Below are 13,344 nucleotides of genomic sequence, written 5' to 3'. Positions count from 1 at the left end.
TCCTCCTTATTTATTTAGCACGCTTAGCACGCTTGCTGATGTTTGACTGTACTACACAGTAGTCGATAAGTGGGGCAAACATGTTACCAAAGAGGATGGCGAGCATCATACCCTCTGGATAACCTGGATTCAGAACACGGATGATGATAGCCATCGCACCGATGAAGAAGCCATAAACCCACTTACCTGTCTCTGTGCGAGAAGAGGTAACAGGGTCGGTTGCCATGAACACTGCACCAAAGCAGAAGCCACCTAATACGAGGTGTTCATACCACTGTATTGGAGTTGCACCAGTAGAATGGAAGAGCAGTCCCATCACTGTTCCACCAATGAAGACGCTGAGCATTGTCTTCCAACTGGCTATATTCGTCCACAAAAGGATGACAGCACCAATGGCAATGGCTATGACTGACGTCTCACCAACTGATCCTGGGATTAATCCTAATACCATATCGCAAACGGAATGGTTGACATCTACACCCTGAGCAATCTGTCCCAATGGTGTTGCCATGGTGAATCCGTCAGGTAAGGTATAGCCCAATCCACAGATAGAATCACTTGCTACCCAGATACTATCACCTGTCATTCTGCTTGGATAAGAGAAGAAGAGGAAGGCACGGGCTGCTAAAGCAACATTGAAAATGTTCATACCTGTTCCGCCAAAGATTTCCTTTGTGAAGATAACAGCAAAGGCAATGGCAAGGACAAGGATCCACAATGGTGTGGTAACAGGGATTATCAATGGTATGAGAATACCTGACACAAGGTAACCCTCTTGTATCTCTTCCCCCTTCCACTGTGCCCAGGCAAACTCAATACCCAAGCCAACAATGTAAGAAACAAGAATCTTTGGCAACAATGCCAGCAAGCCATAGAGGAACATTCCCCAGCATGTTGCATCGGCTAACTTCCCTGCAGCTACAGCATTCTGGTATCCGATGTTATACATACCGAACAACAATGCTGGCAACAGAGAGATTACCACAATACTCATAATACGCTTCGAGTCAATCGCATCGTGGATAGAGACACCGCTCTTGGATGTTTCGTTCGGAACATACAAGAAAGTATCGAAACCATCAAAGACACTCTTGAAAGCATGAAGCTTACCACCCTCTTCAAAGTTTGGGCGTATCTTATCGAGATAATTTCTTAAACTCATATTATTAATCGTTATAGGGTTCTTAAATTTTATGTAGGAATCACGAAACCCTACGCATTTTCTTTTCTGAGAATATCAAGACCTTCACGAACAATTTTCTGCAGTGGTAGCTTTGAACTGTCAACGAATTCAGCTAAAGCAAAGTCCTCTGGACTTACCTCATAGATACCTAATTGTTCTTGACTGTCTATGTTTCCTGAGATAATAGACTTGATAAGGTATTCGCCATAGATATCCATTGGCAACACCTTGTCGTACTCTCCACTCATGATCATGTGGCGTTCACCACCCTTGATACGTGCATCGAGGTTATATGCTTTCTTTCCCTGCAACCAAGTGAAGTAACTATGGGAGGTTGAGAAATCATTGAAACGTGGCATTATCCAACCTGCAAGCTCGTTAACATCATCTCCTTCAGGGATCACTGTTACCTCTGAGGTGTGTGCACCAAGGACTGTTTCATCTGTAGCGATGATCCCCGTGAGAGGATTACCATTCAAGATGCGGACATGACAGCCACCTTTCACGTTGTCTGCAAGAATATCCTGCAGCGGAGTACCAACAAGAACATCCACGTAACCAGTGTTCTTCACCATGCTACCAGCTACAGCTACACGACGAGTAAGGTTGACTTTACCCGTATTGAACAACCGACCGAAGAAGATAACAGCTGTTGGCTCAACGGTCCATACGGTCTCTCCCTTGTTGACAGGTGAGATATGATTCACCTGAACACCGACGTTTCCAGCTGGACAAGGTCCATCGAAGACGTTAACCTCAACGTCTTTGGCGTTTACCAACGCTTCAGCAGTCTGCTTAACACCGACACCTAAATAGACTTTAGCAATCTTTGCCAATGCAGAAAGGCCCGTCTGGAAATCCTTTTCCTGTCCTTTCAACTCAAATTCAAAGTCGCCCTGCAGTGGTTTATCACGCAGTGCAGATACAAAGATTGCCTTCGGCGTAGTATCAGGACGTGTGCTGACAGCATAAGGAAGCTGGTTTATAAAACCAAAAAGACCGGCTTTCAACAGACAATCCTTCACCTCGTCTGCTGACAAACCAGCCAAATCCTTTATTCCAAAATCAACAAATTCTTGCTGCTCATCAGCAACAACCTTCACACGTAACACCTTACGCCTCTCTCCACGTTCGACACTTGTGACCGAACCGCTCACAGGTGAAGCGAAACTTACCTCTGGACAACCCTTATCAACAAACAAAGGGTCACCAGCCCGGACATGATCTCCCTCACGGACAACCACCTTAGGAGTCAATCCAGTGAAGTCATCAGGTACTAAAGCGTACTCCTTCGACGGCTTAACTGGCAGCAACTGCTCCTGTGCGCATCCAATCAGGTTAATGTCTAAGCCCTTTCGTAACTTAATTACATTTGCCATAAAAATGATATTATTGCGAGTTTTTATATTATTTCATCGATAGATTGTGCAAGCAAAGGCATTGAAAGGAGTGCTTTCGGATTGCCGAGCGCAGCTTATTTTCTGCAAAAATAATGCAAGCAAGAGCAATGAAAGGAGTGCTTTCAGATTGCCGAGCGCAGCTTATTTTCTGCAAAAATAATGCAAGCAAGAGCAATGAAAGGAGTGCTTTCGGATTGCCGAGCGTAGCTTATTTTCTGCAAAAATAATGCAAGCAAGAGCAATGAAAGGAGTACTTTCCGATTGCCGAGCGCAGCTTATTTTCTGCAAATGTAGCAAAAATTAAGTACATTTGGCACATTTATATATAATAATTTCAGTATAAAACGTTTTTTTTGTAGTTTTGTAAACGCATTGAAGAGAATTAGAACTACCATCCGTTGGATTGTATGGACGATTATAAGTTTATACATCGTCACCATTGTGCTGCTACATATACCAGCAGTACAGGGGGGTATTGGTTCTAAAATAGCAGACTTAGCATCCGAAAAACTCGGTACAGAAGTACGCATTGGACATGTTGATTTAGGCTTTCTGAACCGCGTTATCATTGACGACTTACTCATTTATGACCAGCATCACAAGAAGATGTTATCTGCTTCACGCATCGGAGCAAAGGTCGATCTCATTCCACTCCTTCAATCTGGAGCTATCAATATATCCTCTGCACAACTCTTTGGACTGAAGGCTGACCTCTACAAAACAACAAAAGACAGCAAGCCCAACTATCAATTCGTGCTGGACTCACTGGCTTCAAAGGACCAAAGTAACAAAAAGCCATTGCACTTGTCCATCAATAGTCTTGTCATACGCAATGGTTCCATACGATATAATCAATATGATGCACCACAAACACCCCACCGATTCAACCTTCATCACCTGGCCATAACCAATATCTCCACCCATATCGTCCTTGATAAGCTTGACGATAACAGTGTTATTGCCAACTTAAGGAGTTTCTCATGCAAGGAATCGGCAGGCTTAGATGTACAACAGCTGACCTTTGAAGTCAATGCCAACCAACGACAAGCAAGTCTTACAGACTTCAACCTGCAACTCCCTAACAGCAAAGTAGCTCTGGAAGAGATAAAAGCACATTATGAGTTAAAGGGCAAAAGACTGATAAACAACAGTTTAAGATTTAACATTAAAGGTTTTAATAGTACACTACAGCCATCAGATCTCTCCACATTTTTACCAGACTTACACCTCCTCAGGAACCCTTATAGAATCGTTTTAAGTGCACAAGGAACGAACCGTTCTGTAACAATTCGTCAACTAACCGTCTCCTCTCCCACCGAGTCAACACTTCTAAAAGCCAGAGGTTGGATAAAGGACTATGACACGAAGCCTTCGTGGAACATTACTTTCGCACCATTAAAGATTGGACATAACACCCTCATAAACCTTGCAAAAGTAGCAAAAAAGCCACTCCCCGCCCCCATAAACAACCTTGGGAACATTTACTATAAGGGCGTTATCAGTCAACAAAACAATACTTATACGGCACGTGGTGACCTAAACACCAACGCTGGTAGTGCCCGACTGGCTGCTTCTATGCATGGTAAAAACCTCCGTGGCACTGTTATCACACCAGGATTCAACATCGGTGAGCTATTAGCAAACCCTGATTTCGGAAAGGTTGTTGCCAAGATTGCCGTTGATGGTAGTACCGATCTCACACGCATCTCAGCCAAAGGGGATGTCTTTTCTTTCTTCTATAAGGGTTACACCTACAAGAATATCCATGTAGATGGACTTCTTCACCATGATGCTTTCAATGGAGAAATAGCAATAAACGACCCCAATGGCAAGTTAGAAATAAGTGGAAAAGTTTCAAATATTTCCGCTTTCATCAACAAAAAAGGTGTACTCTCAGCAAACATCAATATCAATGCTGATAATGTAAACCTCCATAAACTGCAACTTTCAGATGCTTTGGGAGATAGAGATATCTCCTTCAACTCACAGATTAATGGTCATTACTCTTCCGTAGACAACCTAAACGGAACGTTACAAGTGTCATCATTCTTCATGAAGGGCGAAGGACAAGACATCAACATAGACCATCTGAATGCCAAAGCCAGCAGTGGTGTACTCATGAAGTCGCTGGATGTCACGTCAGAACTTGGTGAAATACATCTCAACGGACAGTATACTTACTCCTCATTGCCACAAAGCATCACAAATATTCTGAGCCATTACTTACCAAGTGTCATCCGTCAGAAACCTTCTTATCAGTTGACAAGAAGCAAAAACAATTATGTTTTCTCCTTCCGCATGGATGATACGAAACTCCTCAATACACTTTTTAAGACGTCCCTCACCTCTCATTATCCTATCAGTATTGCTGGTAGGGTGAATGATCAGGCACATACCATCACTATGGATGCATCTGCACCATCACTCACATACGATGGTCATAAGCTCAGACATGTGTCCCTCTCAGTAGACACGCATCCTGAAGGACTCCTCGTCAACCTCTTTGGAGAACGTGCAGGAGCACAAGGACCACACGTAATTGTCAAAGCAAAGGGGAGTATTGCCAATGATAAAGTAGCCTCGGACATTGCTTTCCAGATGCCAGGGAGCACCGTTCTACATGGTAATATCAACACATTGGCAGCTTTCAGTCATCATCATGGAGCATTACAGACAGACTTACACTTCAATCCTTCCAAGATAACTGTAGACACAATCACGTTACAGCTACAGCCATCCGACTTGTCTTACTATCACAACAACCTGGCTATAGACCATTTTGAGATATCAAACCGTAACCAACACTTCGTTGTCAACGGACAGACATCAGGCAATCCAGAGGATTCTCTCATGGTAACACTGAAGGATATCGACGTCCCGTACATATTAGATATTGTCAATTTCCACAGCGTAGACTTCTCTGGTATAGCGTCAGGTACGGCTTCTATCCACTCTGTCTTCTCTCATCCACAGGCAAATGCAACCCTTACCGTGCGTGATTTCACGTTCCAAGAGGGCGACATGGGGACATTACAAGCGAAAGTAAACTACAAAGAACAAGAAGGAAAAATCAATATAGATGCTAAAGCAGATGCTGGTGCAGCATCATATACGGACATAAAGGGGTATGTTGACATCAAAAACAGTTATATCAACTTACCTATTTACGCCCACGGGACACACCTTTACTTCCTAAAGAGCTTCTGTGGTTCCTTCATGAGTGATATAAACGCACAGGCTGAAGGCTGGTGTAAGGTGGTAGGACCACTGGATGACATAAACCTTGAGGGTGATATGATAGCCAACGGTCCCATCCATATCAAACCTATTGGCGTTACCTATACATTAAAAGACTGTCGTGTCAGACTCATACCGAATGAGATAACATTTGCGACAGATACCGTTTATGATCCAAAAGGGAACATCGGTATTGTCACGGGAGGCTTACACCACAATTCCCTCACCCACCTCACTTATGACATCAACGTCGAAGCACATAACCTTCTGTCTTATTACTTCCCAAGACACACCAGCAAAGAGACATTCTGGGGTGTTGTCTACGGCACAGGAAACTGTGACATTAAAGGTGGACCGGGTGAGACAACGATGAATGTTGAGCTGGAACCAGAGAAAAATACCTTTATTACTTACAACGCAGCAACGGCAGGTGACGTAGGGACAAACAACTTTATCCACTGGATTTCCACACCCGTAGACAGCAATACAGTACTGATTCCAGAGACGGGCAACCCTTCTTCCGTAACGGCACCAGCCACTACACACACACCATCTGACGCCAACAATAATAATAGCTTTGCAGATATACCGAGCAATCTGCACATCAATTTCCTCCTGAAGACCAATCCTAACCTCACTTTAGGAGTACTCCTTGATGAAGCAACAGGCGATAACATCACACTGAACGGCTCAGGTATTCTCCGTGCCACCTATTATAATAAAGGTGCATTCCAGCTTTTTGGCAACTATAACGTAGACCATGGGCTCTACAGTCTGACCATACAGAACATCATCAAGAAGCAATTCTCCTTCCAGCCAGGGTCAACAATTGCTTTTGGAGGTGACCCTTTCAATGCTGCACTCAACTTAAAAGGAATATACACCATCAACTCCGTACCTCTCAGCGACTTAGGGTTGGGCAATTCGTTTGCACATAACAACACGAAAGTAAACTGTCTTCTAAATATCGAAGGGACACCAGCAGCACCAACAGTATCCTTTGATTTGGATCTTCCGACGCTCTCCTCCGACGCACAACAGATGGTACGTTCCATCCTCAACTCCGAACAGGAGATGAACAACCAGGTGCTTTATCTGCTTGCTGTCGGTAGGTTCTATCCCCAAAGCAACAACAATAACAACATGGCACAGAAAGACTTAGGACCAAGTCAGACCTCACTTGCCATGCAGAGTCTGCTCTCCGGAACAATCTCCCAGCAGATCAACACAGTCCTTTCCAACTTAGTAAACAACCGAAACTGGAACTTTGGAGCAAACATTGCCACAGGAAACGAAGGCTTTAGCAATGCTGAATACGAAGGACTCCTCTCCGGTAGCATGCTCAACAACCGTCTACTCTTCAACGGGCAGTTCGGTTATCGTGACAATGTTGCTAAAAACAGCTCCTCATTCATTGGAGATTTCGACATCAGATACCTCCTTTTCCCAAGCGGGAACGTAGCCTTCCGCGTCTATAATCAGACCAACGACCGCTACTTCTCTCGCAATTCACTGACCACACAAGGTGTGGGTATCATCCTGAAAAAGGACTTTAACCACATCTGGGATATTTTCGGTGTAAAGAGAAGAAAGGTTAAAAAAGAACCGCAAAAGCATTGATGTTCAGAATATTATTAGTAACTTTGCGCTCGATTTGGGGATATTAAGCCCCATTAGAGTTCATATAAAGTCAAACTTTATTAATTAAATTATTTTTTTAAACACTTTATGACAAAAATTGAAGACGTCAAGAATGTACAGCCTTTAGCTGACTTCAACTGGGACGAGTTCGAGAACGGAACACAGAATGGCGCTAGCAAGAGCGATCTTACTAAGGCTTACGATGAGACACTCAACAAGATCCAGGAGCATCAGGTTGTTGAAGGTACTGTAATCTCAGTTGACAAGAAGGAAGTAGTAGTAAACATCGGTTACAAGAGCGATGGTATTATCCCTGCTTCAGAATTCCGTTACAATCCAGATCTCAAGCCAGGCGATAAGGTTGAGGTTTACGTAGAGAGCCAGGAAGACAAGCGTGGCCAGCTCGTACTCTCACACAAGAAGGCACGCCTGCAGAAGAGCTGGGAGAACATCAACAAGGCTTTGGAGAACGATGAGATTGTTCAGGGCTACATCAAGAGCCGCACAAAGGGTGGTATGATCGTTGATGTATTCGGCATTGAAGCATTCCTTCCAGGAAGCCAGATTGACGTTCACCCTATACGTGACTACGATGTATTCGTTGGTAAGACTATGGAGTTCAAGATTGTTAAGATCAATCAGGAGTTCCGCAACGTTGTCGTATCACACAAAGCACTCATCGAGGCAGAGCTTGAAGCACAGCGCAAGGAGATCATCTCTCATCTTGAGAAGGGTCAGATCCTCGAGGGTACTGTTAAGAACATCACCTCTTACGGTGTATTCGTTGACCTCGGTGGTGTTGACGGACTCGTACATATCACTGACCTCTCATGGGGTCGCGTAAGTGATCCACACGAGGTTGTAACACTCGATGAGAAGATCAACGTTGTAATCCTCGACTTTGATGAGGATAAGAAGCGTATCGCTCTTGGTATCAAGCAGCTCACTCCACACCCATGGGATTCTCTTGATCCTAACCTTAAGGTTGGTGACCACGTTAAGGGTAAGGTAGTTGTTATGGCTGACTATGGTGCATTCGTTGAGATACAGCCAGGCGTTGAGGGTCTCATCCACGTATCTGAGATGAGCTGGAGCCAGCACTTGCGTTCAGCACAGGAGTTTATGAAGGTTGGTGATGAGGTAGAGGCAGTAATCCTCACCCTTGATCGCGACGAGCGTAAGATGTCTCTTGGCATCAAACAGCTGAAGGAAGACCCATGGGAGACTATCGAAGTGAAGTACCCAGTAGGTTCTAAGCACATTGCTAAGGTTCGTAACTTCACTAACTTCGGTATCTTCGTAGAGCTTGAGGAAGGTGTTGACGGTCTTATCCACATCAGCGATCTCTCTTGGACTAAGAAGGTTAAGCATCCTTCAGAGTTCACATCACAGGGTGCAGAGATCGAGGTTGTTGTTCTCGAAATTGACAAAGAGAACCGTCGTTTGAGCCTTGGTCACAAGCAACTCGAGTCAAATCCATGGGATGAGTACGAGGAAATCTACAAGCCAGGTACTATCCACAATGGTAAGATCACCGAGTCTATGGACAAGGGTGCAGTGATTACTCTTGATGAAGGTGGTGAAGGCTTCGCTACACCTAAGCATCTTGTTAAGCAGGATGGCACACAGGCACAGCTTGGCGAGGAACTCCCATTCATGGTTATTGAGTTCGTTAAGGACACAAAGCGCATCATCCTCTCTCACTCTCGTACTTTCGAGGAGGTTAAGGAAGAGCCACGTCGCCCACGTCATGCAGCTAATGGCGCACGCAAGCAGGATCAGTCAGCACAGATCAACAACGTTGCTGCTGGTACTTCACTTGGTGATCTCGACGTACTCGCTGACTTGAAGAAGAAGATGGAGGGTGACAAGTAATCCTTGTTACAATCATCTAAATAATATAAGGCATCAGGCTATCACAGCTTGATGCCTTTTTTATTGTCCGTGAATTATCCTTACAGATAGCACGCCATGGTATTCTGAAAAATGAAAGAATATGGATGGAAAACGACTTTGTAACCATCAGACAATCAAAGGCTTACAAAACGCCTCGCAAAAGGGCATCTTTTACGGTGCAAAAGGGCACCTTTTACACTTCAAAAGGGCATCTTTTACAATGCAAAAGGGCGTCTTTTACACGGCGAAAGAGCACCTCTTGATTTGCGAGTAATAAAAATCCTGACAACACACACTACTAAAGGCGATTATTAGTGATACTATTCTACCAACAGAAAGCGCGATACACAGCTGAGACTTCTTAACCATATACAAGAGACATTTTATGATATATACGGGAGAGGACACGGACGATTAAGGCGAAAGAGACGATCAAATTACCTTATTTTAGGTATTGTATAAATTCTAAAATTTACATACTTTTGCACAAAATAATGGATTATCGATAAAAAATTGTATACATAATGAGAAAGAAATTTACCCCACTTGTGTTTATTCTGGCAGCAGTTGTTGCACCTTGTAACGCACAGACAGAGAACGCACTGGACTCTACGCAGCATCTGCAGGAGGTGACCATCAGTACGACACGTATCCCTGAACTGAAGTCGAATGCGGCTGCTACGGTCACAATCATCGACAATAAACAGATAGAAGCAATGAGTAAGATTGCTCCAGACATGTCGCATCTCCTTGGATTGCTCACCCCGGGCATGGCATTGTCAAGTAATACGACAAGTTCACGTGCACAATCACTCCGCGGAAGAAGCGCATTAATACTGATTGACGGTATACCCCAGTCGACTCCGCTACGCTCTACCGACCGTGATATCCGTACGATTGACGTCTCTGCCATCGACCATATCGAGATTGTGAAAGGGTCAACGGCACTGTATGGAAACGGTGCTATCGGTGGTTTGATCAACATCATCACTAAGAAAAACACCACCAACAGAGCCATTGCAGGACAGACAACGCTGGCTGGATCAACCTATAACTTCTTCCGACAGGGCAAGGGTCAGGGTTATCGTATCAACCAACAGCTTTACGGAAAGGCTGGACAGTTTGACTATCTCATCAGTGGAACCTTCGGAAGAACAGGCAGTAGCGTTGATGGTGACGGACAATTCATCTCTCCAAGATACGGACTTGGCGACACATATACCACCAATACACTCGTGAAACTGGGCTATGCACTGTCAACAAAAAGCCGAATTGAACTGATGTATAACTTCTATCGCAGTCTGCAGGACACGAAACTGATTCCTTCAGCAGGTATATATCTGCAGCGCCCAGCCATCGGTGTCATTGGGAACAGAGACCCACAGGCTGTTGATGAAGGTACACGATACAACCACAATGCTTACTTGAAGTTCACTTCACATGACATTTTCAAACATACAGACTTAGAGGCTGACATCTATGGGTCAAGCCTTTACACCATCTTCGACTTCCGTAAAGCCAACCCAGCACAACCCCGATGGGAGGAGACCAGCGGACAGTCAGCAGTGAAAGACCGTAAGTTCGGCTTCCGTACACAGTTCACGTCTCGTCTGACACTCTCTGAAAACGCCTTCGCACGCCTTGTTTACGGTTATGATTACCTCTTCAACAAGACGGCGCAACCCCTTGTTGACGGTCGTTTGTGGATGCCTTGGCTCAGAAGTAACAACCATGCACCGTTCGTACAGATGAAAGCTACACTGTGGCAATGGTTCAACGTGAAGCTGGGAGGACGATATGACTTCATCAATGTGAGCGTTCCCGACTATGATGTGTTGCGTAATAAACTCTCTGACCCACAGGTTCATGTGCAAGGAGGATCACTTCATTACAACAATCTCTCATTCAATGTCGGACTGTCTTATAACAAGATCCGTGAATTCCAGCCTTTCGTAGCCTTCTCACAGGGCTTCTCAATCTTCGATTTGGGTCGTACGTTACGTGCTGCAAAGGCTGATGTGCTATCAAAAATATCAACAGAACCAGTCAAGACAAACAACTATGAGATTGGTGCTTACTCACAGATTGGTGACTGGTTGCAGCTGAATGGCTCGTTCTTCTATACCTATTCAAAGCTCGGTAGTGACCTGAAGATAGAGAATGGCTTCTGGGTTGTCAACCGGACACCACAGAAAGTGTATGGTATTGAACTGAGTGCTGACGCCAAGATCCTTGACAATCTCAAGGCAGGAGCAAACCTTTCATGGTTTGAAGGCAAACTGAAATCAGCCTCAGGAGAATGGGATACATACATGTCGAACATATCTATTCCTGCAGCAAAGTTGGGAATGTACGTGAACTACTCCCCTATTAAGAATACGTATCTACAGCTACAATACATCCACACAGGTAAGCGCAACCGCTTCACACCTAATGCTACCGGTGCTTACAATGAGGGAGAAGGAATCGTAAACCGTATCAACCTGCTGAACTTTATGGCAGGAATGAAGCTGAAAGCATGGGACTTCAGCCTCGCAGTATCGAACCTACTGAATTATACATATTATACACCTTCATCCATGTTAATGGCACGTAATGCTGAATATGCTCATGCTGATGGGCGCAACATCACGCTCACAGCAACCTTCAAATACTAATGAAGGTAAACAAAGAACCTCCCCTCTCTTCGTCGGAAGAGCTGGGGAGGTTCTCTGTTTTTGTATCTGAAAAGTTTAAGAAGACCCTGAAAAGAACACCAAAGCTCACTTGTCTACACCTATAAAGTAACCCTACTTTTTCGCAACTTTCTAACTTTCCTGTCACTACTGTCACCCATTCTTCTCTCATAATACCCTCTTTCACAGGCTATTAATCGAAATGTTAAAAGTGACAGCAAAGCAATTTAAAAGTTATCTTAGTATTTATCGGTAAACTTTCAAGGCTCTATCCTTGGAATAAAGAGCTGATATAAGTTGAATACTATACACCTTATCAACTCAAATAAATGGTGCATCAACGGATAAATCCCAAAAGAAAACGAAAGCTATAAAGCTGTTTTACGATGGTATTAACAAAAAAAGAAGCAGGAAACCTGGATGGAACAGATTACCTGCTTACTTATTTAAGAGTACACATAAGTACTGTGCACTGCAGAATCAATGATTAAAGAGAACCGTTGTTAGCCTGACGAATCATTTCAGATGAAGCATAGAGATAAACTTCTACACGACGGTTAGCCTGACTGACAGTCTTATTCTCGATAGGATTAGCACTACCAAAGCCCTCAACTGAACGAATCTGACGGTTAGAAACACCGTTTGCCTTCAGATAAGAAGACACTGCATTGGCACGACTCTGTGACAGAGGGATGTTGATATTATCGTTACCAGAAGCGTCAGTGTAGCCCTGGATAGCAACGTCACAGTTTGAATTGCGCTTCATCAGACCAGCGAATTTCGTCAGATCCTTCTTAGCTGAAGCACTCAAAGTAGACTTGTTAAGAGGGAAAAGGATACCAGAATCGAAGGTTACCTTCACACAATCCAGACCATTTGCATCTGTTACCTTGTCAACTCGAGCGTTAGGAAGCTGCTGAGAAGCCTCACGTGCCACCTTATCCATGTGACGACCGATGAGCGCACCAGCACCTGAACCAATCACACCACCGATAGCTGCACCGATAGCAGTACTCTTTGTATTCTTTCCTATGATGTTACCAACGATGCCGCCCAGTACCGCTCCGGCACCACCACCAGCTAAAGCACCTGTTCCTTGTTTGGTCTGACAACTTACGACAGTCAGCATACACATGCCTGCTGCCATTACTTTCATATTCTTCATAACCTGCAATGTTTATGTTATAATATTATCCTTTAATTTCAAATGGAGCCTTCCTGATGGCTCACCCGTTATTTCTAATCCGTGCAAAGATAAACAAATTATGGTGTAAAGCACTATTTGCCAACATTTTTTTGTAATTTTGCACAA

The 13,344-nt window shown here is 44.1% G+C and carries 6 protein-coding genes; 3 read left to right on the top strand and 3 right to left on the bottom strand.

The genetic code is table 11. The annotated features are described in order from the left end of the window. Positions 1 to 10 precede the first annotated feature (10 nt). Both ACZ48L_RS11750 and ACZ48L_RS11745 read right to left on the bottom strand, forming a co-directional pair. Positions 11 to 1,162, bottom strand: a complete 1,152-nt coding sequence (locus ACZ48L_RS11750; protein ID WP_025792250.1) for an NADH:ubiquinone reductase (Na(+)-transporting) subunit B — start codon at positions 1,160 to 1,162, stop codon at positions 11 to 13. Positions 1,163 to 1,212: 50 nt separating this feature from the next. Beyond that, a complete protein-coding gene (locus tag ACZ48L_RS11745) occupies positions 1,213 to 2,562 on the bottom strand; it encodes a Na(+)-translocating NADH-quinone reductase subunit A (RefSeq protein ID WP_025792252.1) in 1,350 nt (449 codons plus the stop codon). Between the two features lie 393 nt (positions 2,563 to 2,955). Here ACZ48L_RS11745 and ACZ48L_RS11740 point away from each other — a divergent pair, with 393 nt between their 5' ends. The 3 genes from ACZ48L_RS11740 to ACZ48L_RS11730 all read left to right on the top strand — a co-directional run bounded on the left by ACZ48L_RS11740 (position 2,956) and on the right by ACZ48L_RS11730 (position 12,014). Next, positions 2,956 to 7,440 carry a translocation/assembly module TamB domain-containing protein gene (locus ACZ48L_RS11740; RefSeq protein ID WP_025792253.1) on the top strand — a complete coding sequence of 1,495 codons (4,485 nt, stop codon included), beginning with the start codon at positions 2,956 to 2,958 and terminating at the stop codon, positions 7,438 to 7,440. Positions 7,441 to 7,548: 108 nt separating this feature from the next. Continuing rightward, positions 7,549 to 9,336, top strand: coding sequence for a 30S ribosomal protein S1 (gene rpsA / locus ACZ48L_RS11735; protein ID WP_025792255.1), 1,788 nt, complete (start codon positions 7,549 to 7,551; stop codon positions 9,334 to 9,336). A gap of 545 nt (positions 9,337 to 9,881) precedes the next feature. After that, entirely contained in the window at positions 9,882 to 12,014 is a 2,133-nt protein-coding gene (locus ACZ48L_RS11730) for a TonB-dependent receptor (protein WP_025792257.1), read from the top strand. A 505-nt stretch (positions 12,015 to 12,519) separates the two neighbouring features. Here the strand turns inward: ACZ48L_RS11730 and ACZ48L_RS11725 are convergent. Next, positions 12,520 to 13,197, bottom strand: coding sequence for an OmpA family protein (locus ACZ48L_RS11725; protein ID WP_025792260.1), 678 nt, complete (start codon positions 13,195 to 13,197; stop codon positions 12,520 to 12,522). Positions 13,198 to 13,344 lie beyond the last annotated feature (147 nt).

It is taken from the genome of Prevotella histicola (assembly GCF_055385135.1).
This window is presented reverse-complemented; position numbering and strand designations above follow the sequence as displayed.